Origin of the sequence: Pseudomonas sp. NUPR-001, assembly GCF_052147955.1 — a bacterium.
Classification (GTDB): Bacteria; Pseudomonadota; Gammaproteobacteria; order Pseudomonadales; family Pseudomonadaceae; genus Aquipseudomonas.
Window position 1 is genome coordinate 172,310 of record NZ_CP197353.1, and the last position, 25,145, is coordinate 197,454.

At 60.3% G+C, this 25,145-nt stretch carries 18 protein-coding genes and 1 tRNA gene; 11 read left to right on the plus strand and 8 right to left on the minus strand.

Annotated features, from left to right (window positions below):
- Positions 1-24 precede the first annotated feature (24 nt).
- The 5 genes from ACP6KB_RS00750 to ACP6KB_RS00770 form a co-directional block, all read right to left on the minus strand.
- A complete protein-coding gene (locus ACP6KB_RS00750) occupies positions 25-1,068 on the minus strand; it encodes a hypothetical protein (RefSeq protein ID WP_442111328.1) in 1,044 nt (347 codons plus the stop codon).
- Between the two features lie 4 nt (positions 1,069-1,072).
- Positions 1,073-3,781 carry a putative virulence factor gene (locus ACP6KB_RS00755; protein WP_442111330.1) on the minus strand — a complete coding sequence of 903 codons (2,709 nt, stop codon included), beginning with the start codon at positions 3,779-3,781 and terminating at the stop codon, positions 1,073-1,075.
- Positions 3,778-6,855 (minus strand): virulence factor SrfB, encoded by a 3,078-nt coding sequence (locus tag ACP6KB_RS00760; protein WP_442111332.1) that lies wholly within the window; start codon positions 6,853-6,855, stop codon positions 3,778-3,780. Before ACP6KB_RS00760 ends, ACP6KB_RS00755 begins: the two co-directional genes overlap by 4 nt.
- A gap of 17 nt (positions 6,856-6,872) precedes the next feature.
- Entirely contained in the window at positions 6,873-8,336 is a 1,464-nt protein-coding gene (locus ACP6KB_RS00765) for an SrfA family protein (protein WP_442111334.1), read from the minus strand.
- A 424-nt stretch (positions 8,337-8,760) separates the two neighbouring features.
- A complete protein-coding gene (locus ACP6KB_RS00770) occupies positions 8,761-9,075 on the minus strand; it encodes a DUF3077 domain-containing protein (protein ID WP_442111336.1) in 315 nt (104 codons plus the stop codon).
- Between the two features lie 402 nt (positions 9,076-9,477).
- Between ACP6KB_RS00770 and ACP6KB_RS00775 the strand changes: the two genes are divergently transcribed.
- Positions 9,478-10,371, plus strand: coding sequence for a hypothetical protein (locus ACP6KB_RS00775; RefSeq protein ID WP_442111337.1), 894 nt, complete (start codon positions 9,478-9,480; stop codon positions 10,369-10,371).
- 202 nt (positions 10,372-10,573) lie between these two features.
- Here ACP6KB_RS00775 and ACP6KB_RS00780 read toward each other — a convergent pair.
- Positions 10,574-10,650 (minus strand) — tRNA-Arg (locus ACP6KB_RS00780).
- 261 nt (positions 10,651-10,911) lie between these two features.
- On the opposite strand from ACP6KB_RS00780, the gene gabD reads away from it, so the two are divergent.
- The 3 genes from gabD (at position 10,912) to ACP6KB_RS00795 (ending at position 15,167) form a co-directional block, all read left to right on the plus strand.
- Positions 10,912-12,354 carry an NADP-dependent succinate-semialdehyde dehydrogenase gene (gabD, locus tag ACP6KB_RS00785; RefSeq protein WP_133216358.1) on the plus strand — a complete coding sequence of 481 codons (1,443 nt, stop codon included), beginning with the start codon at positions 10,912-10,914 and terminating at the stop codon, positions 12,352-12,354.
- Between the two features lie 183 nt (positions 12,355-12,537).
- Positions 12,538-13,818 carry a 4-aminobutyrate--2-oxoglutarate transaminase gene (gene gabT, locus ACP6KB_RS00790; protein ID WP_133216359.1) on the plus strand — a complete coding sequence of 427 codons (1,281 nt, stop codon included), beginning with the start codon at positions 12,538-12,540 and terminating at the stop codon, positions 13,816-13,818.
- A gap of 140 nt (positions 13,819-13,958) precedes the next feature.
- Positions 13,959-15,167, plus strand: a complete 1,209-nt coding sequence (locus ACP6KB_RS00795; RefSeq protein ID WP_442111339.1) for an HDOD domain-containing protein — start codon at positions 13,959-13,961, stop codon at positions 15,165-15,167.
- A 69-nt stretch (positions 15,168-15,236) separates the two neighbouring features.
- On the opposite strand, the gene ACP6KB_RS00800 is transcribed toward ACP6KB_RS00795, so the two are convergent.
- A complete protein-coding gene (locus ACP6KB_RS00800; protein ID WP_442111341.1) occupies positions 15,237-16,226 on the minus strand; it encodes a GGDEF domain-containing protein in 990 nt (329 codons plus the stop codon).
- 135 nt (positions 16,227-16,361) lie between these two features.
- The gene (gene desA / locus ACP6KB_RS00805; protein WP_442111343.1) at positions 16,362-17,546 is read right to left on the minus strand and encodes a delta-9 fatty acid desaturase DesA; all 1,185 of its coding nucleotides are present in this window, start codon (positions 17,544-17,546) and stop codon (positions 16,362-16,364) included.
- 253 nt (positions 17,547-17,799) lie between these two features.
- Here desA and ACP6KB_RS00810 point away from each other — a divergent pair, with 253 nt between their 5' ends.
- The 7 genes from ACP6KB_RS00810 (at position 17,800) to ACP6KB_RS00840 (ending at position 24,934) form a co-directional block, all read left to right on the plus strand.
- Positions 17,800-18,762 carry an IS30-like element ISPsme1 family transposase gene (locus ACP6KB_RS00810; RefSeq protein ID WP_442107591.1) on the plus strand — a complete coding sequence of 321 codons (963 nt, stop codon included), beginning with the start codon at positions 17,800-17,802 and terminating at the stop codon, positions 18,760-18,762.
- 33 nt (positions 18,763-18,795) lie between these two features.
- Positions 18,796-20,655 carry a phosphodiesterase DibA gene (gene dibA / locus ACP6KB_RS00815; RefSeq protein ID WP_442114238.1) on the plus strand — a complete coding sequence of 620 codons (1,860 nt, stop codon included), beginning with the start codon at positions 18,796-18,798 and terminating at the stop codon, positions 20,653-20,655.
- A gap of 225 nt (positions 20,656-20,880) precedes the next feature.
- Positions 20,881-21,063, plus strand: a complete 183-nt coding sequence (gene oscA, locus ACP6KB_RS00820; protein WP_442111345.1) for a sulfur starvation response protein OscA — start codon at positions 20,881-20,883, stop codon at positions 21,061-21,063.
- A 77-nt stretch (positions 21,064-21,140) separates the two neighbouring features.
- Complete coding sequence (locus tag ACP6KB_RS00825) at positions 21,141-22,148, plus strand: sulfate ABC transporter substrate-binding protein (RefSeq protein WP_442111347.1); 1,008 nt, start codon at positions 21,141-21,143, stop codon at positions 22,146-22,148.
- Between the two features lie 87 nt (positions 22,149-22,235).
- A complete protein-coding gene (gene cysT / locus ACP6KB_RS00830) occupies positions 22,236-23,054 on the plus strand; it encodes a sulfate ABC transporter permease subunit CysT (RefSeq protein WP_133216366.1) in 819 nt (272 codons plus the stop codon).
- Between the two features lie 14 nt (positions 23,055-23,068).
- Positions 23,069-23,941 carry a sulfate ABC transporter permease subunit CysW gene (gene cysW / locus ACP6KB_RS00835; RefSeq protein ID WP_442111349.1) on the plus strand — a complete coding sequence of 291 codons (873 nt, stop codon included), beginning with the start codon at positions 23,069-23,071 and terminating at the stop codon, positions 23,939-23,941.
- 3 nt (positions 23,942-23,944) lie between these two features.
- Positions 23,945-24,934, plus strand: coding sequence for a sulfate/molybdate ABC transporter ATP-binding protein (locus tag ACP6KB_RS00840; protein WP_442111351.1), 990 nt, complete (start codon positions 23,945-23,947; stop codon positions 24,932-24,934).
- The last annotated feature ends 211 nt before the right edge of the window (positions 24,935-25,145 follow it).

Genomic DNA, 25,145 nt, shown 5'->3' on the forward strand with positions numbered 1-25,145 from the left:
CGGCTACGCCGCGCAGTTGCAGGCTCATGGCTTGAGTTCCTCAAAGCGCTGTTTGGCATCGGCGTTGTTTTCGTCGAAACCCAAAATGGTCTCGTACCAGTACGCTGCAGTCGCGTTGTCAGGCGTTTTGAAGCATTCGCTTGGCTGGTGGTACTTAGGGTCGTACTCGTGGGCGTAAGCGGTGGCGATCTGAATGTCGCCGCTCTGCGCACGGTTGGCGTACAGACGCTGAGCAACCGCACACTGGTTATTGGCCTTGGCCAGGTTGATCACTTCCAGCAGGGCAGCACTGCCCGGCGCTTTCTGGATGCAACCTTGCACGAATGCCAGTTCTGGCTGGCTCTTCATGCTTTCCAGTGTGCAAGGCGCTGCTGCATCGGCGACCGGCTCGGTGGTGGGTGCAGGCGCGGGTAGCGGCTCATCGACCACTGCAGGTTTAGGTTGTTGCATAAACCACCAGGCACCGCCAGCAATCGCCAGCAGCACGAGCAACAGCAGCAACGGCAGCAGCCAGCGGTTTTTCTTCGCGGGCGCTGCCGGTGGTGGGGTCAGCGGTGGTTCGGGAATCGGCTCTGGCGCGGGCTCAGCAACGACCGGTGCTTCAACCACGGGAGCGGGTGGTTCAGCAACGACCACTGGCTCAGGAATCTGCACCGGCGGTGCAACCGGTGCTGGCGCAGGCTCAGGCTTTTTCGCACCGGTGGAGGCAATCGAGGCGAGCAGGTGCTTGTCCAGACGCACCATGGTCGCTTCACTCTGGCCCAGCCCCGGGTTGTTCAGGGTGATGCGGAAGTTGGCAGTGCCACTGGCGGCCAGCAGCGGGTCGATCAGATCAGGACCGACCAGCACCTGCAGCGCATCGGCACCCTCTGCCGGCGCCAGGCCGATCAGCGGGAAACCGTGGGCGACGTTGGTCCACTGCTTGCCGGGGTGCAGAAAGTCACGGGTCTGGCTGCTTTGTACCGAATACTCAAGCCCCGCGCTGGCGCCCGTCCAGCCAGTAATCCGCAACCACCCCTGACCCGGGGTGTTATCGATCAATGGCAGTACATCAACTCTGATACCCATGCACTCAACTCGCTTCGAATGTGTTCAGCAGGACCGCCAACTGGCGGCGCTGCTCGGTAGTAATTTCCGGGTCGGCGCCGCTCTTGGCGTTTTCCTGGGTCAGCCAGGCCAGGCCCGATAACCAATCCACCTGATAACGCTGTTCCTGGTGCGACGGCTGCTCTGGCAGCTGCGGCAGTTCGCCCGACGGCACCGAACGATAGAAGCTGAATACCGGTGCACGGTCGCCCAGCAGGCTGTGCGGGCGCTCGGCCTCCGGCTTGGCCAGCAGGCCGAACCAGGAAAGGAAGTCGCGCATTAGCAACTGCACCGACAGCACCTGGCGCTGCACGGTCTGATCGCGATGCAGGCCACCTTGCACCCGGCGGGTGACCGCCTGATCCAGGTCGGCCATGAAGGCCTTGTTGCGCACGGCGCTGATCAACTCTTCGGTGAGGGCATCAACGATGTCTTTGTTCAGGCGCAGGCTGTTGAGCAGCAGGGTGCGTGTGCCCAGGTCGCGCATGTGCTTGATCCAGGCTTTGAGCGCAGCGCGGGCGAAGCGCTGTTCTGGGGTCAGGCGCTGTGCCAGCGGTTTTTTCACCGCCGGGGCAGGCTCCGCTGCAGAACTGGCGAACAGGTTGCCGAAGTTCAGCGCTGGCGCCTGGTTGGCCGGTGCCCGCACGTTCTGCTCAGGCTCGGCCTCGGCTTCAGCGTCCAGCCCGTCGATGTGGTACACGCCACTCAGGTACAGGTCGCGCAGCTCTTCCACCGGCAATTGCAGCTCATGGATCAGGTTGGCGATGACATCCGGGTCGGCGCCCAGGTTGTCGAGCAGGTACTGGGTTTTCTGACGTTTCTTGTTCAGCAGTTGTTCGAAATCTTCTTCACGCCACACATGCAGGCCATGCTCCAGCAGATCGGCGCGGCACTGGTGCAGCTGTTCTTCGATACGGGTCAGCTTGAAGTCGATGTTGGCGACACCCTTGAAGCTGCTGCTGAAGCGAGTGATACCGCCGTCATTGAGCTCCAGCATGGCTTGCCAGGCATCTTGCGGGTCTTTCACGTGGCGCTGCACCGAAGGGCTGGCAGCAAAGCACTGCTTGAGCTGGCCCAAACGCTGCACATGGCGGTCGGTGAATTCGTTTTCTTCGCCGCTGCTGCCATCGCGTTCGATGAACGCGGTGTCCAGGCGCGGCTTGCGCACCAGGTAGGTGTTGTTGAACGGGTCGTTCGACCAGTTCTTCATCCACTCCATGGCACCGAAGCGCTCGATCATGGTCAGCTTCATCATGTTCTCGCAGCCCTCAGGCAGTTGCCCTTCGCTCAGGCCGAGGGTGTTGCTGATGAAACCGTCGAGCATGGTCAATGCCCAGATCAGGCCCGGGGTGCGCTGACCGCGCTCTTGCGGGGTGGCGCCCTGGGTTTTGTGAATCCAGCGGGTCAGCACCGGCCCGACGCTGACCACTTCGCTCTGCTTGAACGAGCTGGTGCACAGCACCAGGGCGTTCATTTGCTGCGCGTCGGTGTAGCGTTCGAACAGGTAAGCGACCTTGCCCCGCAGAATCAGGGTCGAGACCGGGTTGATCTCTTCAACCGCGTTCGGGTCGGCGGCGTCTTCGATGCGCAGCAGCTTCTGCCGGGTGCGGTAGCCGGGGAAGTCGAGCAAATCGACTTCTTCCACCACAGGGTCTTTCGGCGTGTTGCTCAGGCGGAAGGTCATCTCGGCGGTCAGCGCGGCCAGCTGGGCAACGGTCAGGCCGGTGCTGGCCTGTGCCTTGCCTTCGCGAACCGGCAGCACGTTGACCGGCAAATCACGGCCAGTGCCCAGACGTCCGAGGATGTCGACGTTCATGATGCTGTTGGCTTGGGTGTAAACGCCGTTTTCGTCTTTGACCAGAACGCTCAACGGTGCGAAGACGGTGTCCGGGTAGCCCATTTTCTGCAGGCCACCGACCAACTGCTCGTACACCTCGGTCAGGCCGTCCTGCTCGCCCCAGAGAATCGAGAACAGCTTGGCGCGCTGGCGGTAGTTCAGGCGCGGGGCCAGTTTCATCACCCGCGGCCAGTACACTTCGGAGAGCTTGCGCACCGACTTCTCGTAGTTGCCTTTGAGGTAGTCCCACAGGGCAACGACGTCATCGGCGCTGACGCCGGGCTGCAGGTTCTCGACTTCGCGGCCTTCGAACGCGGCGAGTACCGCCTGGATGCGCTCGTCGGTGAACGAATAGTCGAGCTTCTCCTGGTCGAAGTCTTCAAACCAGGCGTTGGACAGGATCTTCGCCACTTCGATTTCGCTGAACAGCTTCAGCTCTACCGGGAAGTTGGCGTCCGGGCTTGGTTGCGCCCAGCGGCTGAAGCGAGTAACCAGGCCGGTGGCTTCTTTGCCCAGACCGGTCGGGTTGACGTGCTCGATGAAGTCGAGGGTCTTGCCGCCGAAATCGGTTTCCAGACGGCCACTGGTGTCGGCCGCCAGGGCGGAAATCAGGTACGACTTACCGGCCTGCGACAGGCCGAAGAAGCCAATTACCATCGGCGTCGCAGCAGCGCGCTGCAGATCGCGGGCACGGTTGCGGGCGCGGTGCAGGCGCAGGTTCAGACCATCGGCTTCGGCCTCGACACTGGCCGCGTTGCCACGGACCTGTTCGATCCACTGCAGGGCCTGGTCGGCGCCTTTGTGAACGGCGCTCCAAGCGCCCACCAGTTGTTGCTGCTTTGGCGTTAGATTGCTCATTTTCCTTTGACGTTCCCGCTGTCGAGCCAATAGTCACTGTCACTCAGGTTGCCGGTCGGCATGGTGTTGAGTGAGAGCTCAAGATCCCGTTCGAAGTCGAAGTCGGCATCCTGAATGTTCGATTTCAGATCCGAGATAATCAGCTTGTCGCTGATCAGCCCCTGCTCGAGCAGAATGTCCGATGGCTCATCGACGGCCAGTCGAATGCGCAGCACCGGCGCTTCACCGCCCTTGCCGATCGACTGCGAGAAGTTACGCTGCCCTTGCGGGGTGAAACGCAGGGTGTAGAGCGGCGAGGCCGACCAGCGCTCGGCGGCCAGTTGGCGGTAGCCGAGGTGCATGTCGCCACGCATTTCCAGCCACGGCGTACCACGCTCTTCGCCTTCACCCACGATTGGCAGCTGGATGCGGCCCTTGTCGGAGGTCAGGTTGTGGTACAGCACGTCACCATGCTTGATGGTCCCGGCGTTATCGATCTGACCGAAGTGCTTGATGATCGAGTACGGCTTGAGCATTGCGGTGCGGAAGTAGAAGTTCGGCACGCTGTGCTTGGCGCACAGCAGGCAGATCATCGCACCGACCGAGGCGGTACTTTTCGGGTCGTCGATCAGGCCGTTCTTGTGGAACGGGTACCAGCCACCGGTGCGGTAGTTTTGCAGCGGCAGAATGCGTCCTGGCGGCAATGGCAGGCGCTGGCGGATGAACGCCTGAATGCCTGGCAGGCGCGACGGACGCCCGGTCAGCAGCAGAGCGTCACAGGAATAATGCGAGATCACTTCGCACAGTTCGCTGAGCACTTTGGTGATGTTGATCTGGCCACCGACAAACGCCAGGTGAACTTGCTCCAGGTCCAGCGTCAGCGGCGTGCTCAGCAGGTCCAGGGTGCCATCGCGTCCGACGTCACGGCGCACCGCAGCGTTGACGAACTCCAGCACACTGTCGTTGACCGAGGCATCGCCCAGCAGCTCGCGCCAGCTCTGCTCAACCACCTCCTGCGGCGTTTCCGGGTCGTATTGCTCATAAGCCTTGAGCACCGCCAGGCCCAGCGGTACGAACACCTGCAGGTTCAGCTGCTGGCGCAATACGCGCTCTTGCGCACTGGCTTCGCCGTTACCGCACAGGCGCGACATCAGCGCATCCGGGGCATACACACCGGCGTCCTGCAGCGCGCGCTTGAACGACGGCAGAATGAATTCGCGGATCACATCCAGCAGGATGTCGTCACCGGCCACTTTGAAACCGTCGCGGAAGCGTTGCTCAGGGACGATGTGCACGTTGGCACCATTGCCGCCGTTGGCACCGCGATCCAGGCGGTAGTCGGTGATGACCAGGTCGGTGGTACCGCCACCGATATCAATGGTGGCCAGGGTGATCTGCTCGGCTTCGGTCTTGTCCGGGCGTGCCAGCGTGGCAAAGAACTCTTCCGGGTGACCGGCGAAGTTTTCGCTGATTTCGTTGTACAGGTACACCAACTGGCCGCAGCTGGCTTCGTCCCAGTCCACGCGGATGCTTGGCAACGGGGTACGTGGTTTGACGGTCTTGTCTTTGAACGGGTTGCTGTCGCCTTCATGCCAGCCCAGGCTTTTCCACACCAGGCCGACGGCTTCGAACATGCGATTGCTGAGAATGCTGCGCTCGGCCTGCGGCATGCCTGGCGGTACAGTCAGGGTGATGCTGTTGAGCAGGCGCGGAGTGCGCGCGCGGCCTTGGCGCGAACGTTGCGCCGGGCTGTTGATCTGCGACAGCGCCTGAGTCACCACTTCAGCGAGCATGAAGGTCATCAGGTTGCTGCGCGAATACAGCGACGAGAACGCCGACATATCGTTTTTCGGCGGCAGGTACAGCGCTTGGCCGAGGTCGTTGATCAGCGACGAGAACGGCGCGGCAATCGCTTCCGGTTCATCGCTGACCTTCTTGTTCGAAGTGTTGAAGCGCCAACCGTGGGCGTAGGCTTTCTCGTCCCACAAGTAACGTTTCGGGCTCGACAAGCCGGTGGAGCCTTCGGTGCCACGGCGACGACTGGCCAGACGCCCGGCTTCACCACCGACGCGGGCCAGGGTCGGCCACTGGAAGGCATCGTGACGACCACTCTGGCTCGACCACTGATCGCTACCAAAGGCGGCCTTGCTGAACTCGACCCGGCTTTCGAACGCCTGGTTGTAGATCTGGTGCGGCTCGCTCAGGTCGCGCAGCTCCAGCACATAGTTGTTGAGCATGCCAGCGCCGGCCTGGCCGTGGTCTTCGATGAGAATGCCGCAGGTGCGCGAGTTGCCGACGTCCAGTACCAGATCAACCTTGATCGGCTGCACAACGCCTTGGGCGTCGTTGGCCACCACCTTGATTTCCGGGATCTCGACCTTGGGCTTCTCGGTGCTTTGCTCGGCTGGCACCGGGCGGCGCAGCAGGCTCAGCAGGTTGAGGTAGTGCGCGATGTGACGGTTGCCTTGCAGGTCACGGTCCAGACGCTCACGGGTCCACTCGGCGCGGGCCTCGGTGTACAGCTCGGTCAGCCATTCGCGGATCCAGTTGTTGGTCAGGAACCAACCGTATTCGCGCGCGCTGCAAGCCAGCTTGAAGGCGACACCGGAGCGCACGTCTTCTTCACTTGGGGCCAGGTAGGCGGCGCCGTCGACACTCTTCATGATGCGGCAGTCGAAGGCGATGGTCAGACGGTGGGTATTGCCGTCGATATCGGCTTCCGGCAGCTTGACCAGACGCATGCGCGACCAGTTGTTCGGGCCTTCGTCGTAACGGTGCGGCGGCATGTAGCGCAGGAACGGAATCGGCAGCCAGACGCCATCGAACAGCTTCAGGCTTTCTTCCATGCCCAGGCGGAAGTGGTTGTCTTCGGTGGAGTCGAACTCGACCTGAACCATTTTGTCGGGCTCAGGTTCGTAGAAGTCCTTGTACTCCTTGGACCACAACAGGCGAGTCGGGACCATACCGTTGTTGAGCTGAACGAACTTGCCGGCCTGCTCATCGGGGCCCAGGCGCAGGGCGAAGTCCATGAACTGGATGCCGCTATCGCTGACCAGCGTGACCGTTTCTTCAAACTGAGTGATTTCAGGCAACATCTTCTGCGCTTCTCGTGTTATTGGCCGGCTTGATTCATCAGCATCTTGAACTCGTCTGCGCCGTAGTTACCGGAGCAGTCGGCGATGCTTTGAGCGCCTGGTGTGCAATTCACTTGGGGGAGTTCGTAGCTGCTGCCATCGGCACAGGCTGCCTGGCCGTCGTTGGTGATCGACAGCGTGCCGCCATTCATGGCTGCCGCCACTGGCGCCTTGCAGCTCACGCCATCGGAGCGGCTGACCGTGGCCTGGCCTTTGCCATTCTGGAAGTCGTACTTCAGGCGCAGCGGCTTGCCGGTGCCCACTTCCTGAATACCGGCACCGTTGTAGTTGCCGTTGAGGAAGTCGGCGGCGCCATTGCCGACATTCGGCGGAATGGTCAGCCCTGAGGTTTGTGACGGCGGTACTGGCTGCTCTACTGGCAGCTCAGGCGGGGCAGGTGGCTGCTGGTCAGCCGGAATTTCCGGTGGCGTTGGCTGCTGATCGGCAGGCGGTTGCTCAGCAGCGGGTTCGCCGTTGTTCGCCTCAGGTGCCTGAGGTGGCTCGCTGACCGGTGCGCCAGAGTTGCCCGCCTCTGGGGCGCCGGAAGGAGTGGGCACGTTGCCGCCAGTTGGCAGCGTCGCGCCAGCGCCGTTGTTTGTACCGACAGGCTGGCCCGTGGTTACAGGCAGGCCGTTGCCTGTAGGCAGGGTGGTTGTCGGCAGGCTTGGATCTACGTGGATATCCGGCTTGTTGAAATCGCCGAGCGGCAAACCGCCCAGGCCCATGCCCGGCCAGCAACTGCGCAGCCCGAACAGCAACAGGGCAAGCAGCAACAGCAAGGCCAGCAGCCACAACAAGTACCGCCACCACGGGCGTTTGACGACTTCGGTGACCACCGGGGCCGGCTGTGGAGGCGGTGCAATCGGCGCGACCGGCGCTACCGGTGCAGGTGCAACAGGCTCGGCGACTTTCGGGGTGGTGGGGTACAGGCAATGCAGTGGTTGACGGCTGCGCTCGGCACCGGCGTGGATAAAGCCCCAGAAGGTCAGGACTGGTTTGCCGTCGACCAGGTACACATAGTTTTCATCGGGGAACGGCACCACACAGGTCAGCAGCTTGCCGAACACCGTGCGATCGCCTTGCGCGCCGGGCTTGCTGCCGGGCAGTGGCTGGCCGTTGGCGTCGAGACCGAGAAACTCGTTGCTCAGGTCGTTGATTCGGCTTTGCAGCACTTCCAGCTGCGCGCGTGCGGGCGCACGTTCTTCTTCGGTCGCGCTGCTCCAGGGAATCACATCACCCAGGCGGTCGCTGTACCAATCGATTTTGCTGCCCAGCTCATCGGTTTGCGGAATGGCCAGGTGCTCGACCAGCCCCGGATGGTCGGGGTTTTTCCGTCGAATAGCTTCACGAAGCTGCAATGCAGCCCGGTAAACCGGCTGACCGGTTTCCCCCAGCGCAGTGAATTGTTCACTTTTGCCGCTGCGTAGCAGTACTCCGCGCATCCTTGATCTACCTTCTGCTCTTCCGATAAGCAACGGGCGGCTCTAAATAGAGACGCCCGAAATGTCGTGCAACACTAACGGCATGAGCAGAAGTCGTCAATTCAAACGGATGGCAATTTGCTATTGGTCAGACAGCGCCGCCTGTGGGAGCGGGCTTGCCCCGCGAAACAATGTGCCAGACAGCCCGCAATCGCGGGTCAAGCCCGCTCCCACAGAGTGCCCGCATGGCCCATTTTCAGCCCCGGTAGGAGCGGGCTTGCCCCGCGAAGCAATGTGCCAGACAGCCCGTAATCGCGGGTCAAGCCCGCTCCCACAGAATGCCCGCATGGCCCATTTCCGACCCCGGTAGGAGCGGGCTTGCCCCGCGAAGCAATGTGCCTGACAGTCCGCATTCGCGGGTCAAGCCCGCTCCCACCGGAGGTTGCTAGCTGTTCATCTGAACCATGGCCCGTTCTTCTATGCCCTCCAGCAACGCCTCAACCAACCCCTTGGCCATCTCTACCGAATGAAGGGTCGACCACAAGAAATTCTTGCTGTCTGGATGGATGTCATCGAACGCTTTGTAGCCAGTGTCGTAAGCACAGCTCAGATATAAAGAGGCATGCACCAGCGCATCATGGGCAGCGATCCCGGAGCAAACGGAAAACAGAGGAGAGTGCCCGGCCGGGCAACAGCCGAAGACGGTGTGTGCGGTGGTTGTAGATGCTTCAAGCGGTGGGTCGGGAACTATTTTTTTCATGTCGGCGATCCATTGTTGGGCTGACACCGTCATTCGTTACCACACGAATGGGTGGCAGCTGTACGCGGGGTGGTAAACCGGGGGATCGTCCAAACCCGGCAGGCCCGAAAGCCTCCCGCGCACAGCCGCCATAGGCTGTATAGGATGATCCTCACTCCGGGTTACCACACCCGATCACCGAGTTTTCGGTGACGAGTAGGAGCCTAGAAGTAAGTATTCCCAGGGACAAGCAGATGGGGATCGACAGACTCGGTAGGGTATTTCCTAGGACGTTACATCGGCCAGTATTTTCGGAAGATCGACATAAAATCTGACATTCTTCACCCCGCTAACTGCCTGTAAACTCCGCAAAGCACCGCCGTAGGCGGCTTGTTCATTGATGACGCGTTGAGAGGATAGAGAATGAGTCTCTGGGATGACCTGAAAAAGAAAGCCGTCGACGCCAACCCCGAATTGGCTGCCAAAGCGGCCCAGGCATTGACCAAAGCCAAGGAACTGGCAGTTGAGGCTGGCCAGAAGGCTGCGCCGGTACTCAAGGAAGCGAGCGAGAAAGCCGCCGCCTACGCCAATGAAAAGACCCCAATCCTCAAAGCCCAGGCTCTCAAGGCCATCGAAGACGCCAAGGTGCGCCGCGCCGAGCTCAAGGAGCGCGCCAAGCACGACAAGGCCGCGCGCGATGAAATGATCCGCACCATGTACGACATCAGCCTGTCAGCCGAAGACCCGAACTTCATCGATGAGCCGTTCAACCACTTCGACCGTCAGCTGTGTTTCTTCATCTTCAGCGGTGAGGTGCTCGACAGCCAGAAGCGCAACCAAACGCACTTGAGTGCCAGTCATTCACACAGCTCCGGTGGCGGTTACATTGCCAATGGTTACGGCTCGATTGGTGGTAGCTCGTCGTCGATGCACGTCAGCAGTCACAATGTGCAGGAGCACGAGTTCTGGGTGCGTTTGGACAATGGCAAAGAAGCGTGCTTTCAGTTTTCCAACAGCAACGTGCGCATTCGTGAAGGGCAGTACATCAGCATGGTGTTCGCGCGCCCGGCCGACAGCCAGAACGGAAGAATGGTTACACTTTACAACCACAACGCCGAGGCCAGTTACAACATCGCCTCACCGGCTACGATCAACCAGATGTTCAACCTGTACACGGTAGAGCCTGGGCTGTTCAACAAAACCGAAGTGACCACCACCCGCAATCGTCTGCTGCAGGAGCTGGATAAACGCTTGGGGCAGTTGGCGCGCTACTCGGCGATCCACGGCAAAGCGCCAGTGCAAGGCCAGCTGGAATAGGCTTTCGGTGGGTGGGGGATGCAGTCTTGCACCACCTGTGGGAGCGGGCTTGCCCCGCGATGGCGGTGTGTCAGCCAACATCGCATCGCGGGGCAAGTCGGGTCGCCGCACCGCCGCTCCCACAGGATGATCAAGACAGTTGCTCCCACGGAGCAAGGCATAAAAAAAGGCCCAGGTTTTCACCTGGGCCTTTTCATCTATATGGCGCACTCGGCGGGATTCGAACCCACGACCCCTGCCTTCGGAGGGCAGTACTCTATCCAGCTGAGCTACGAGTGCAACGCGGGCGCCATGATACCCATCTAGACTGACGGCGTCCATCGCCACAAATGGCTGTGTTCGATTTTGCACACATAGGGACCTGGGAGTGACGCTGATCTGAAAAGAGGCGCCGTATAGCGCTTTTTGTTCTTTTTTTCGAACACCCTATTGTCCTTTTCTGTCGTAGCTCCTAGGATTCGTTTGAGATTTCAAACGCTCTCCTTTTTCTACAATCAATAATTCGCGCCGTGTCTGTACGGTGCCGTTAAGGAAGCCGACATGCAGCTTAAAGATGCCCAGTTGTTCCGCCAGCAAGCCTTCATTGATGGCGTGTGGTTGGACGCGGACAACGGTCAGACCATCAAGGTCAACAACCCGGCCACCGGCGAGATCATCGGCACTGTGCCGAAGATGGGTGCTGCCGAAACCCGTCGTGCTATCGAAGCCGCCGACAAGGCGCTGCCAGCCTGGCGCGCGCTGACCGCCAAAGAACGTGCGGGCAAGCTGCGTCGTTGGTTCGAATTGATGATTGAGCATCAGGACGACCTGGCGCGTCTGATGACCACCGAACAAGGCAAGCCTCTGGCCGAAGCCAAGGGCGAGATCGTTTACGCTGCTTCCTTCATCGAGTGGTTCGCTGAAGAAGCCAAGCGCGTTTACGGCGACACTATTCCTGGCCACCAGCCAGACAAGCGCCTGATCGTGATCAAGCAGCCTATCGGCGTTACCGCGGCCATCACCCCGTGGAACTTCCCGGCGGCGATGATCACCCGTAAAGCCGGCCCGGCCCTGGCCGCTGGCTGCACCATGGTGCTCAAGCCTGCTTCGCAAACCCCGTACTCGGCCCTGGCCCTGGTTGAGCTGGCCACCCGCGCCGGTATCCCGGCTGGCGTGCTGAGCGTGGTCACCGGTAGCGCTGGCGACATCGGCAGCGAGCTGACCGGCAACCCGATCGTGCGCAAGCTGTCGTTCACCGGCTCGACCGAAATCGGTCGCCAGCTGATGGCCGAATGCGCCAAAGACATCAAGAAGGTTTCCCTGGAGCTGGGCGGTAACGCGCCGTTCATCGTGTTCGACGACGCTGACCTGGATAAGGCCGTTGAAGGCGCGATCATCTCCAAGTACCGCAACAACGGCCAGACCTGCGTCTGCGCCAACCGTATCTACGTGCAAGACGGCGTTTACGATGCCTTCGCCGAGAAGCTCAAGGCAGCTGTTGCCAAGCTGAAAATCGGTAACGGCCTGGAAGACGGCACCACCACCGGTCCGCTGATCGATGGCAAAGCGGTCGCCAAGGTTCAGGAACACATCGCTGACGCTGTTGAAAAAGGCGCTCAGGTACTGACTGGCGGCAAGCTGATCGAAGGCAACTTCTTCGAGCCGACCGTACTGGTCAACGTGCCGAACAACGCTGCAGTGGCCAAGGAAGAAACCTTCGGCCCACTGGCTCCGCTGTTCCGTTTCAAGGACGAGGCAGAAGTGATTGCCATGTCCAACGACACCGAGTTTGGTCTGGCCTCGTACTTCTATGCCCGCGACATGAGCCGTGTGTTCCGTGTTGCTGAAGCGCTGGAGTACGGCATGGTCGGTATCAACACCGGTCTGATCTCCAACGAAGTCTCGCCGTTCGGCGGTATCAAGGCCTCGGGCCTGGGCCGCGAAGGTTCCAAGTACGGCATTGAGGACTACCTGGAAATCAAATACCTGTGCATCAGCATCTGATCGCAGCGTAAGGCTTTACCTCTGCCAGCGGGGCGCGAGAGCGACGTCTCGCTGGCCTTTTTTACACCGTACACCCAGTGGCCTGGGCCCCTGCAGCAGTCGATCAACGCATGCTGCCTGCAGTTGAATACCGGCCACCTGACTTGAATCGCGCCACCTTGTGTGTGGCGAATTGAGGACACTATGAGCAAGACCAACGAATCTTTGATGCAACGCCGTGTCGCCGCCGTTCCACGTGGTGTTGGCCAGATCCACCCGATCTTCGCCGACTCGGCAAAGAACGCCACCGTTACCGACGTTGAAGGCCGCGAGTTCATCGACTTCGCTGGCGGTATCGCGGTACTGAACACCGGTCACGTGCATCCAAAGGTTATCGCTGCCGTTGAAGCCCAACTGCACAAACTGACCCACACCTGCTTCCAGGTGCTGGCGTACGAACCGTACGTAGAAGTCTGCGAGAAGATCAACGCTCGCGTTCCAGGCGACTTCGCCAAGAAAACCCTGCTGGTTACCACCGGTTCCGAAGCTGTTGAAAACGCCATCAAGATCGCGCGTGCCGCTACCGGCCGTGCTGGCGTGATCGCCTTCACCGGCGCTTACCACGGCCGTACCATGATGACCCTGGGTCTGACCGGTAAAGTCGTTCCTTACTCGGCCGGCATGGGCCTGATGCCAGGCGGTATCTTCCGTGCGCTGTACCCGAACGCACTGCACGGCGTGAGCATTGACGATTCGATCGCTTCGATCGAGCGTATCTTCAAGAACGACGCTGAAGCCCGTGACATCGCGGCAATCATCCTCGAGCCAGTACAGGGCGAAGGTGGTTTCTACGTTGCTCCTAAAGAGTTCATGCAGCGTCTGCGCGCCCTGTGCGACCAGCACGGCATTCTGCTGATCGCTGACGAAGTACAGACTGGCGCTGGCCGTACCGGCACCTTCTTCGCCATGGAGCAGATGGGCGTTGCCCCAGACCTGACCACCTTCGCTAAATCCATCGCGGGTGGTTTCCCACTGGCCGGTGTGTGCGGCAAGGCTGAATACATGGACGCCATCGCACCAGGCGGCCTGGGCGGCACCTACGCCGGTAGCCCGATCGCTTGCGCCGCAGCCCTGGCTGTAATGGAAGTGTTCGAAGAAGAGAAACTGCTGGAGCGCAGCCAGGCTGTTGGCGAGCGTCTGGTCGCTGGCCTGAAGAAGATCCAGGACAAGCACCCGATCATCGGTGAAGTGCGTGCTCTGGGCTCGATGATCGCTGTTGAAGTCGTCGAGAAAGCCGGTTCCCTGACCCCTAACGCTGCAGCAGTAGCGTCGGTTGTGGCCAAGGCTCGCGACAAGGGCCTGATCCTGCTGTCGTGCGGCACCTACGGCAACGTCCTGCGTATCCTGGTTCCGCTGACCTCGCCTGATGAGCAACTGGACAAAGGTCTGGCCATCATCGAAGAGTGCTTCGCAGAACTTGCGTAAACTGTGACGCACTAGAAGAAAAACCCGCTTCGGCGGGTTTTTTTTCGACTTCAGGAAGGCAACAAGGCTAAGGTTGCCAGTAAGGAGACACCTTGGAAGGTGCGCGGGATTGCGTGTCGTGAATTATTGGAGAGGCAAGTATGAGCACTACCAACCCACCTACAGCACCTTGCGTGTTGATTGCCGAGGGCGATCCCTGGGTACGGGAGATGCTCAGTCAAATGCTGCTCAGCGTGCGTTGCGACGCGCGTGTGCAGGTGTGTGCCGATGGCTCGCAGGCACTGGCGGCGTTGTCGTGCCAACCTGATTTGATCATTGCTGCTCGCGAGTTGCCGGGCGGTGATGGCCTGGACTTGCTGCGCAAGGTGCGGGCCAAAGGCCGCGAGTCGGTGCTGCCGTTCATTCTGATGAGCAACCGCAGTGACAGCGCCAGTGTGCGTGAAGCGTTGCCATACGCGCCTACGGCGTACTTGAGCAAACCGTTGAACATGGACTCCCTGCGCCACCGTCTGGAGGAGTTGCTGGTCAAGGTCGGTGAGCAGATCGCCTGCCCGGTGCCACCGCTGCAGCCGGGTATGACCTTGTCGCGTTTTCTTGAAGGGCGTCGGGCCACCGCCGATGGTGGTCCGTTGTTGGCTGACGTGCAGCAAGCCATTAAACGCAGCCTGAACCCGCAAGGGCTCAACCTGAAAACCCTGGAAGAAGAAATCCGCAACGACCCGCAGATTACGGCGGTGTTGATTGCCGCTGCCAACAGCGCGGCGCTGCACCGTGACGGCGCGGTGCAAACCTTGTTGCAGGCGTTGAACAAGCTGGGCACCACGCAAAGCATGAACCTGATTCTGGGCTTGGCACTCAAGCGCAGCGCCAAGCTCAGTGACCCGCTGCTGGCGCAACGGGCCGAGCATTTCTGGACACTGTCGCTGCATGCCGCCGAATATGCGCGCACCCTGGCGCGCATGCTGGAACTGGATCAGGAGCGTTGTTACTGCGCCGGGTTGCTGCATTGTCTGGGAGATCTGGCGCTGCTGCGCTGCCTGCAGGAGTGGCGGTTGTCCGGTGGGGAACTGGATGAGGACAGTGTCGAGTTGTCGCTCAATGAGTTTGGCGCGGCGTTCGGTTCGGCGCTGCGCACGCGCTGGCGTTTGCCGCTGGAACTGCGCGAGCTGATTGCTGCGATCTACCAGTTGGGCGGCGGGGTGTATTCGCGTGAAGCGTTGGTGATGAACCTGGCCGGGCAACTGGCGCGCTTGCCGGCTGAGCAGGGGCTCGAAGCGCTGGCTGACAGTCGCACTGCGCGGTTGCTCAAGGTGGGGATGGCGGAGTTGGGTAAGTTGCGTAAGGGGTGAGATCGCATCGCGGGGCAAGCCCGCTCCCACCAGTCTGTAGGAGCGGGCTTGCCTCGCGATAAGGCCCGATCAGCCAACCACAATCTGATTCTTGCCTTGACGCTTGGCCTGATACATCGCCGCATCCGCGCGCGCAAACAGGCTGTCGAGCGCCTCATCCGCCTCGGTAATGCCCGTCAGCCCCTGGCTCACGGTGACGCTGAAAGACTGGTCGTCATGGCTGAATCCCAAGCGCTGAATCTCGCGCTGCAAGCGTTCGGCAATCTGCTGGGCAATCTGCGGTGTACACCCCGGAAATACGGCGGCGAACTCTTCACCGCCAATCCGCCCGAACAGGTCGCCACGGCGCAGTACGGCTTTGCCGGTGTCAGCAATGCGCTGCAAAACGTAATCGCCTTCCTGGTGCCCGTAGGTGTCGTTGATCTGTTTGAAATCATCGATATCCAGTAGCAAGAAGGCGAGCGGCGTCTGCTCACGCCGCGCGCTGTCGAACGCTTCCTGGGCGCAGTCGAAGAAGTGTCGGCGGTTGCTGCTCTGGGTCAGAACGTCGGTGGTGGCCAGGTGTTGTAACTCACCTTCGAGGCGTTTCTTCTCGGTGATGTCTTCCGCCATGCCGACCACGATGACCCGATGGTTGTTGTCGGCCTGTTGGTTGATGAAGCACTTGTCGCTGAGCCAGCGCACTTTGCCGTCGGCATCGATGATGCGGTACTCGCGGTCTTCTACTGCACCTTTGACCAGCACCTCAGCCAGGCTGCGTTCGGCGTAGTCCAGGTCGTCGGGGTAGATGCTGTCGCGCCACTCGTTGTAGTCCGCCAGCAGCAGGCCAGCCGGGCGGCCAAAAATGCGCTCATACGCGGGGCTGACATACAGCACCTGGCGCGATTCCCAATCGAACGCCCAGAGCACGGCGTTGACGCTGTCGAGCAACGAGCTGAACAGCTGTTCACGCTCGCTCAGGCGTGCAACTTCGCCTTGCGCGTGCATCAGCGCGAGGAGGGTTTGGGCCGCTTCCGGTGGCTCATTACAGGGTGGGGACGTCGGTTTCTTATTGACCATTTGCGCGGAACTTCTCACACAGAGGCGGGCGGCCACGACCCGGCCCGCCACGCGGGCGTTGTGCCAGTCAGAGTAAGAATAGGCGGTGAAGTTCCAGGCGGCGCGCCCCGGGGTAGAGCGCGCCGATCAACGGCATCAGTTCAGGGCGGGGCGCAGCGAGTAGGTTTTCAGCTGGGCGGCGAAGTCGCGCAGCGACTGGATGCCACTGGCTTCGGCTTCATGTACCCACTCTTTGATGGCCGCCAGCATGTCGTGGCCATTGGAGCTGGTACGCAACCAGATTTGCTGCAGGGCCAGGCGTTTTTCGTAGATGGTTTTCAGCGCCTGGCTGTGTTCCAGCATGGTTTGAATACGCAGGTGATGGCGGTCTTCAAGCAGGCTGGTTTCCCGCGACAACAAGCGTTTGGCGCGGCGGAACTGATGGCGCACCGAGTCATCGACGCGTGCCAGTTCCTGTTTGACCAGCGGCGCGATGACCAGCTTGCGGTACTGGGCCATGATCTGGAAGCGGTTGTTGAGGATCGCCATGGCGGTGTCCATGTCCAGCTGGCCTTTGCCTTCGACCCGGTGGGCGATAGGCGCAACACGCTGGACCTTGGCCAGGCGCAGGAAGCAGAACAGCTTGATCCAGGCCCAGCCCATGTCGAACTCCCAGCGCTTGACCGACAGCTTGGCCGAGTTCGGGTAGGTGTGATGGTTGTTATGCAGCTCTTCGCCGCCAACGATGATGCCCCACGGCACGAGGTTGGTGGCAGCGTCGCGGCACTCGAAATTGCGATAGCCGACGGCATGGCCAAGGCCATTGATGACGCCAGCGGCCCAGAACGGAATCCACATCATCTGCACGGCCCAGATGGTGATGCCAGCGGTGCCGAACAGCAGCAGGTCGATCACCGCCATCAGGGCAATACCGCCGAGTTTGTAGCGCGAGTAGAGGTTGCGCTCGATCCAGTCTTCCGGGCAGTTCTTGCCGTAAATCCGCAGGGTTTCCGGATTCTGCGCTTCTTCGCGGTACAGCTCGGCGCCTTTGCGCAGGACGGTGGACAGGCCCAGGATGACCGGGCTGTGCGGGTCGTCGACGGTTTCGCACTTGGCGTGGTGCTTGCGGTGGATGGCCGTCCACTCGCGGGTGTTCTGCGCGGTGGTCAGCCACAGCCAGAAACGGAAAAAGTGCTTGAGCCCGGCGTTCAATTCCAGCGAGCGGTGGGCGGAATAACGGTGCAGGTAGACCGTGACACTGACGATGGTCACGTGAGTCATGACCAGGGTAACTGCCAGCAGTTGCCAGGCCGACAAGTTCAGCAAACCTTGGTACCACATAGGCGAAAGGGCCCTCTAGAACATAAGGAACAGCGGCAGCATTATCCCTGTACACACACAAATAAAACCAGTCGGCCTTTTAGATAGGAGGTCACGGGATATTTCTACCCTATAATCCCCCAATATTTTTTGTGGGCTTGTCTGTAGCTTATGTCTGCCTGAATTCATAGAATAAGTGCAACGTTTGAAACGATAGGCAGAGAGTCAGCCACCGGTAGAATCCAGGCTCTCACACCGAAGGATTCAAGCGCAGATGACTACGCATTACCGGCAGCTGACTCAGGGCCAACGTTACCAGATTGAGGCCGGTCTGAGCGCCGGAAAAAGCCAGGCAAGCATCGCGAAACAGGTTGGCGTACATCCCTCGACGATCAGTCGTGAGGTTCGCCGCAACAGCTCCCAGAAGACCTACAAAGCGGTTGCTGCGACCCATGAAAGTGATGCCCGTCGAGCGCAGGCGCGCAAGCACTGCAAGCCATTAACGTGGTTCAGCCATTATCTGCCGCTCTGGCTAAAACACGGTATGAGCCCGGAGCAGATTGCTCAGCGCCTGAAGCAAGAGCAGCCGGAGCGCGCGGTCAGTCACGAGTGGATTTATCGGTTTATCGCCACCGACAAACACGCAGGTGGCGAGTTATACAAGTATTTGCGGCACCGCAGGAAGCTGTACCGAAAACGCTACGGAAGCCACGACCGGCGCGGACAGTTGCGTAATCGCGTATCGATAACCGAGCGCCCTGCTGAGGTCGAAGCCCGCGAGCGTCTAGGTGATTGGGAGGGTGACACGGTGCATGGCGTAGGCGGCAATCTGGTCACGCTGGTTGATCGTAAAAGCGGCTACCTGAGCGCCTATCCGGTCAAGCGCAGGACGCGCCGGCAGGTAACGCGGGCGATCAATCTGTTGCTCAAGGGGCATGCTGTTCACACGCTGACGCTGGATAACGGGAAGGAGTTTGCCGGGCATGAACGCATTGCGCATCGGAGCCAGTGCCAAGTCTTTTTTGCAGAACCCTATTCATCCTGGCAGCGAGGCACTAATGAAAATACCAACGGCCTGCTCCGGCAGTATTTTCCCAAGGGCGGCGACTTCAGCAAGCTGACCGTCGAGGCGGTCAGTCGCGTGGTAACGAAGATCAATTTACGCCCGCGAAAACGCCTGGGCTGGAAGACGCCGTACGAAGTTTATGCAGGGGCGAGCGTTGCACTTATGTGTTGAATTCAGGCTGCTTCAATCCGAGACGCCATGCGCATGGCTGCGCTGTACCTGGTTTTGTCTGTGCTGTGGCTGGCACTCTCTGATCAAATATTGAGCAGCCTTTTCGATAATCCCCAGCAGCTGGCGCGTTGGCAATTGCTCAGTGCCTATGTCTGGGTGCTGTGCAGCGCCATGCTGATTTTCACTTCCCGCGCGCGTTTGTTGAATTTCATCGGTGTTGGCGCGCGTCTGCGGCGCGAAGACCGCGAACGCCTGCGCATGGCCGCAGCGGTTTTCGACAGCACCCTCGAAGGCGTGCTGGTAACCGATCGGGACGGTGTGATCGTGCATGTGAACCGGGCGTTCATGCGCATCACCGGCTACGAGCAGGATGAAGTCATCGGCCAGCGACCGAACAAGTTCAAGTCCGGGCGCCATGGCCCTGAGTTCTATCAGCAGATCTACGCGGCCCTGGACGAGAAGGGTGAGTGGAGCGGTGAGATCTGGAACCGGCGCAAAAGCGGCGAGGTGTACCCGCAATGGCAGACCATTTGCTCGATCCGCGATGACAGCGGTGAGGTCAGTCACTATGTCGCGGTGTTCAGCGACATCAGCGTGATCAAGCACACCGAGCGCGAGCTGGCCTACCTGGCCCATCATGACCCGCTCACCGACCTGCCCAACCGTCTGCTGTTCAACGACCGCGCCGAGCAGGCGCTGGCCGCCGCTCAGGCCAACAAGCGTGGTTGTGCCTTGTTGCTGCTGGACCTGGATCACTTCCAGAGCATCAACGATGGCCTTGGCCACAATGTTGGTGACCAATTGCTCAAGGCGGTGGGCGAGCGCCTCAAGGATTTGCTGGACAATGGCATGACCCTGGCGCGGCTGGGTGGCGACGAATTTGCCGTGTTGACCGAGCAATGCCCGCAAGTCGGCCACGCTGCGGCGCTGGCGCAAAACATTATCGACGCCATGAAGCAGCCCTTCGAGATCGATAACCAGCGCTTGTTCGTGGGTGTCAGCATTGGCATCAGCCTGTTCCCCAGCGATGCCCTCAGTGCTGAGCAGTTGCTGCGCAATGCCGACTCTGCGTTGTTCACGGCCAAGGCTTCAGGGCGCGCGGTCTACGCCCTGTATACCGAAGAAATGACGGCACACGCCCAGCAGCGGGTTGAAACGGCGGCTGAGTTGCGTCGGGCGTTGGAGCAGGAAGAATTGCGGGTTTACTACCAGCCGGTACACGACCTCAGCAACGGCACCATGATCGGTGTCGAAGCCTTGGTGCGCTGGCAGCATCCGGAGCGCGGGCTGGTGCCGCCGGGTGAGTTCATTCCAATTGCCGAGCGCACCGGGCTGATTGCCGATATCGATAGCTGGGTGTTGCATCAGGCCTGCGCGCAGATGGTGCAGTGGCAGGCTGAAGGGCGGTCGTTGCAGTACGTGGCGGTGAACATCTCCAGCCGCCTGTTTGGCCATCGTGAGTTGTTCCAGAAGGTTGCCAAGGTGCTGCACGACACCGGGCTGGACCCGGCGATGCTGGAGCTGGAAGTGACCGAAAGTGCGGTGATGGACGACCCGGAAATCGCCCTGGAACAGCTGCACCGTTTGCGTGAGCTGGGGCTACGCCTGGCCATCGATGACTTTGGGACGGGCTATTCGTCGCTGCTGCGACTCAAGCGTTTGCCGGTGCAGAAACTCAAGATCGACCAGGGTTTTGTCGCCGGTTTGCCGTGGGACGAAGACGATGTGGCGATTGTTCGGGTGATCATCGCCCTGGGCAACAGCATGGGCATGCAGGTACTTGCCGAAGGCATCGAGCAGGCGGAGCAAGCGCGGTTCTTGCTCGAACATGGCTGCCAGCTGGGTCAGGGCTACTGGTTCGGGCGGCCGGTTCCGGTGCATCAGCTGGGCTGATCACCACACAACGGTAGGAGCGGGCTTGCCCCGCGATAGCGGTTTGTCAGGTACACCGCTATCGCGGGGCAAGCCCGCTCCCACAGTAGTAGGTTTTGGTTATATAAAAATTCTTAAATAGTATTTTTAAGAATATTCAAGCCCCCCTAAGATTGCTCTCAAGCCAGGTGCAGTCTTTCCCCTTCGCGCAACTGCACGGCACCTTTTATTCACAGGAGCACGAGCATGAGCGCATCTCTGCGTAGCGTTGACGGTCAGGACGAAGCAACCATTCTGCGCGAAATCCAGAGCGCCTTGCGCGACCTGCGTTTTGGCGCGGTGGAGATCACCGTGCACAACGCTCAGGTTGTGCAGATCGAACGCAAGGAAAAGTTCCGCCTGCAGAACCCAGGCCACAAGCCCGCCTGACCCTCTGTTGGAGCGGGCTTGCCCCGCGATGAATACGCCACCGAATTAGAAAAAAATAGCCAATCGGGAGCTTCACCATGTCCATCCGCCGTTATGCCCTGGCAGCACTCGCCAGCGCCGTTTTTGCCGGTTCCGCCATCGCCAAGGACTACGAGTTGTTGAACGTGTCCTACGATCCGACCCGCGAGCTGTACCAGCAATACAACGCCGAGTTCATCAAACACTGGCAGCAGGCTCACCCGGACGACAAGGTGAAGATCCAGCAGTCCCACGGTGGCTCGGGCAAGCAGGCCCGGGCGGTGATCGACGGTCTGCGCGCCGACGTGGTGACCCTGGCCCTGGCCGGTGACATCGACGAAGTGGCCAAGCTCGGCAAAACCCTGCCGGACAACTGGCAGGCCCGCCTGCCGGACGCCAGCACGCCGTACACCTCGACCATCGTGTTCCTGGTGCGCAAAGGCAACCCCAAAGGCATCAAGGACTGGGGCGATCTGGTCAAAAATGACGTATCGGTAATTACCCCGAACCCGAAAACCTCCGGCGGTGCGCGCTGGAACTTCCTCGCCGCCTGGGCCTATGGCCTGAAAACCGGTGGCAGTGAAGCCAAGGCCCAGGAGTACGTGAAGGAACTGTTCAAGCGTGTACCGGTGCTGGATACCGGTGCCCGTGGCTCGACCATTACCTTCGTCAACAACGGTCAGGGTGACGTGTTGCTGGCCTGGGAAAACGAAGCCTTCCTGGCCCTCAAGGAAGAGGGTGGTGCCGACAAATTCGACATCGTTGTGCCGTCGCTGTCGATTCTCGCCGAGCCGCCAGTGGCCGTGGTCGACAAGAATGCGCAAAAGAAAGGCAACGAGAAAATCGCCGAGGAATACCTCAAGTACCTGTACAGCCCAGCCGGGCAGAAGATCGCGGCAGAGAACTTCTACCGTCCACGTGATGAGAAAGTGGCCGCCGAATACGCCAAACAGTTCCCGAAACTGGACCTGGTAACTATCGACAAAGACTTCGGTGGCTGGAAGACTGCGCAGCCCAAGTTCTTTAACGATGGTGGTGTGTTCGACCAGATCTACACGGCTCAGTAATTTGCAGCCGTCAGGATAATCGCCGTTCAGTAGCCAGCATGGGCCCGGGATTTGTCCCGGGCTTCGTGCGTTCAACCAGGGACCTTTATGTCACGTCGTATCTCCCCCGTCATACCCGGCTTCGGGCTGACGCTGGGCTACACCTTGGTGTACCTCAGTCTGATTGTGCTCATACCGCTGGCGGCCATGTTCATACATGCCTCCCAGCTCACCTGGGAGCAGTTCTGGGCCATTGTCAGTGCGCCGCGTGTCCTCGCCGCATTGAAACTGAGCTTCGGTACTGCCCTTTTCGCCGCCATCATCAACGGTATCATCGGCACACTGCTGGCCTGGGTGCTGGTGCGCTACACCTTCCCGGGGCGCAAGATCATCGAGGCGATGATCGACCTGCCGTTCGCCCTGCCTACCGCGGTAGCGGGTATCGCCCTGACGGCGTTGTATGCGCCAGCGGGTCTGGTCGGGCAGTTCGCAACCGATCTGGGCTTCAAGATCGCCTACACCCCCCTGGGTATTACCCTGGCGTTGACCTTCGTGACGCTGCCCTTTGTGGTGCGGACCGTGCAGCCGGTACTGGCCGACATCCCCCGGGAAGTCGAAGAAGCCGCCGCCTGCCTGGGCGCCAAGCCGCTGCAGGTGTTCCGCTATGTGCTGTTGCCAGCCCTGTTGCCGGCCTGGCTGACCGGTTTTGCCCTGGCCTTCGCTCGGGGGGTGGGCGAGTACGGTTCGGTGATTTTCATCGCCGGTAACATGCCGATGAAAACCGAGATCCTGCCGCTGCTGATCATGGTCAAGCTCGACCAATACGACTACACCGGCGCTACTGCCATCGGCGTGTTGATGCTGGTGGTTTCCTTCATCCTGTTGCTGCTGATCAACCTGCTGCAGCGGCGCATTGAAACCCCTTGAAGGAGGCCAAAACCATGTCTGCAACGTCTATTGGTGCGGCCGCTTCGGCCAACGCTGCCCGCCGCGGCAGTGCTACTTCACGGCGAATTCTGATCAGCCTTGCCTGGCTGATCTTTGCCTTGTTTCTGTTGTTGCCGCTGGTCATCGTGGTGTCTCAGGGCCTGAAAATGGGCCTGGGCACTTTCTTTGAGGCGATCTTCGAGCCCGATGCCCTGTCGGCCCTGAAGCTGACCCTGGTTGCCGTGGCCATCTCGGTGCCGCTGAACCTGGTGTTTGGTGTCAGCGCAGCCTGGTGTGTGAGCAAGTACAACTTCCGCGGCAAAAGTATTCTGGTGACGCTGATCGACTTGCCGTTCTCGGTGTCGCCAGTGATTGCCGGTCTGGTCTATGTCTTGATGTTCGGTGCCCAGGGGCTGTTCGGCCCGTGGCTGCAGGATCACGATATCCAGATCGTCTTCGCCTTGCCGGGGATTGTGCTGGCGACCATCTTCGTCACCGTGCCCTTTGTGGCCCGCGAACTGATCCCGCTGATGCAAGAGCAGGGCACTCAGGAAGAGGAGGCGGCGCGCTTGCTCGGCGCCAACGGCTGGCAGATGTTCTGGCACGTGACACTGCCCAACATCAAATGGGGCCTGATCTACGGCGTGGTGCTGTGTACGGCGCGGGCGATGGGTGAGTTTGGTGCGGTGTCGGTGGTTTCCGGGCATATTCGCGGGGTGACCAACACCTTGCCGTTGCACGTCGAGATCCTCTACAACGAATACAACCACGTCGCGGCCTTCAGTGTGGCCAGCCTGTTGCTGATCCTGGCGCTCTTCATCCTGCTGCTCAAGCAGTGGAGCGAGTCTCGCATTAACCGCCTGCGCCACAGCGCCGCGGAGGAATAATTCATGTCGATCGAAGTTCGTAATGTCAGCAAGCGCTTCAACGCTTTCCAGGCCCTGGACAGCATCAACCTGGATATCCACAGCGGTGAGCTGGTCGCACTGTTGGGTCCGTCCGGCTGCGGCAAAACCACCCTGTTGCGGATTATTGCCGGCCTGGAGACCCCAGATCAGGGCAGCATCGTGTTCCACGGCGAAGATGTGTCGGGTCACGATGTGCGTGATCGCAACGTCGGTTTCGTGTTCCAGCACTACGCGCTGTTCCGCCACATGAGCGTGTTCGACAACGTCGCCTTCGGCTTGCGCATGAAGCCCAAGGGCGAGCGCCCGAGCGAAAGCAAAATTGCCGAGAAAGTCCACGAGCTGCTGAACATGGTGCAGCTCGACTGGCTCAGCGATCGCTACCCGGAGCAGCTGTCTGGTGGTCAGCGCCAGCGTATCGCCCTGGCTCGTGCCCTGGCAGTGGAGCCCAAGGTGCTGCTGCTCGATGAGCCGTTTGGAGCATTGGATGCCAAGGTGCGTAAAGAGCTGCGCCGCTGGCTGGCGCGCCTGCACGAAGACATCAACCTGACCTCGGTATTCGTGACCCACGACCAGGAAGAGGCGATGGAAGTCGCTGACCGCATTGTGGTGATGAACAAGGGCGTGATCGAGCAGATCGGTTCGCCGGGCGAGGTTTACGAGAACCCGGCCAGTGATTTCGTTTACCACTTCCTCGGCGACTCCAACCGCCTACACTTGAGCGAAGATCATCACGTGCTGTTCCGTCCGCACGAAGTGTCGTTGTCGCGTCATGAAGTGGAAGGCCACCATGCTGCGGAAGTGCGTGACATCCGGCCACTGGGAGCGACTACGCGGGTGACCCTGAAGGTAGAAGGGCAAAGCGAGCTGATCGAGGCTGAGGTGGTCAAGGACCACGACAGCCTGAGCGGCCTGGCGCGGGGTGAAACCCTGTTCTTCAAACCTAAGGTTTGGCAGAAAGTCGCCAACATCTGATGCACTGATCGCGGGGCAAGCCCGCTCCCACCTGGTTTATATACCACCGGTGGGAGCGGGCTTGCCCCGCGATGCGTTTACCCCTCCAGCACCTCCCTCCCTGCACACACATATGCTTTTTTCTCATTAAAAGTATCGGGCAAATGCATTTGCTCTAGCTCTGCCGCACTCCTTATAAATGCAGTTACTTATTCGCTAAATATCTTTCAAA

Excerpts from the sequence above, each read along its gene's own strand:
- ACP6KB_RS00750 (WP_442111328.1), bottom strand. The coding sequence starts at position 1,068 with ATGGGTATCAGAGTTGATGTACTGCCATTGATCGATAACACCCCGGGT.
- ACP6KB_RS00755 (WP_442111330.1), bottom strand. The coding sequence starts at position 3,781 with ATGAGCAATCTAACGCCAAAGCAGCAACAACTGGTGGGCGCTTGGAGC.
- ACP6KB_RS00760 (WP_442111332.1), bottom strand. The coding sequence starts at position 6,855 with ATGTTGCCTGAAATCACTCAGTTTGAAGAAACGGTCACGCTGGTCAGC.
- ACP6KB_RS00765 (WP_442111334.1), bottom strand. The coding sequence starts at position 8,336 with ATGCGCGGAGTACTGCTACGCAGCGGCAAAAGTGAACAATTCACTGCG.
- ACP6KB_RS00770 (WP_442111336.1), bottom strand. The coding sequence starts at position 9,075 with ATGAAAAAAATAGTTCCCGACCCACCGCTTGAAGCATCTACAACCACC.
- ACP6KB_RS00775 (WP_442111337.1), top strand. The coding sequence starts at position 9,478 with ATGAGTCTCTGGGATGACCTGAAAAAGAAAGCCGTCGACGCCAACCCC.
- gabD (WP_133216358.1), top strand. The coding sequence starts at position 10,912 with ATGCAGCTTAAAGATGCCCAGTTGTTCCGCCAGCAAGCCTTCATTGAT.
- gabT (WP_133216359.1), top strand. The coding sequence starts at position 12,538 with ATGAGCAAGACCAACGAATCTTTGATGCAACGCCGTGTCGCCGCCGTT.
- ACP6KB_RS00795 (WP_442111339.1), top strand. The coding sequence starts at position 13,959 with ATGAGCACTACCAACCCACCTACAGCACCTTGCGTGTTGATTGCCGAG.
- ACP6KB_RS00800 (WP_442111341.1), bottom strand. The coding sequence starts at position 16,226 with ATGGTCAATAAGAAACCGACGTCCCCACCCTGTAATGAGCCACCGGAA.
- desA (WP_442111343.1), bottom strand. The coding sequence starts at position 17,546 with ATGTGGTACCAAGGTTTGCTGAACTTGTCGGCCTGGCAACTGCTGGCA.
- ACP6KB_RS00810 (WP_442107591.1), top strand. The coding sequence starts at position 17,800 with ATGACTACGCATTACCGGCAGCTGACTCAGGGCCAACGTTACCAGATT.
- dibA (WP_442114238.1), top strand. The coding sequence starts at position 18,796 with ATGGCTGCGCTGTACCTGGTTTTGTCTGTGCTGTGGCTGGCACTCTCT.
- oscA (WP_442111345.1), top strand. The coding sequence starts at position 20,881 with ATGAGCGCATCTCTGCGTAGCGTTGACGGTCAGGACGAAGCAACCATT.
- ACP6KB_RS00825 (WP_442111347.1), top strand. The coding sequence starts at position 21,141 with ATGTCCATCCGCCGTTATGCCCTGGCAGCACTCGCCAGCGCCGTTTTT.
- cysT (WP_133216366.1), top strand. The coding sequence starts at position 22,236 with ATGTCACGTCGTATCTCCCCCGTCATACCCGGCTTCGGGCTGACGCTG.
- cysW (WP_442111349.1), top strand. The coding sequence starts at position 23,069 with ATGTCTGCAACGTCTATTGGTGCGGCCGCTTCGGCCAACGCTGCCCGC.
- ACP6KB_RS00840 (WP_442111351.1), top strand. The coding sequence starts at position 23,945 with ATGTCGATCGAAGTTCGTAATGTCAGCAAGCGCTTCAACGCTTTCCAG.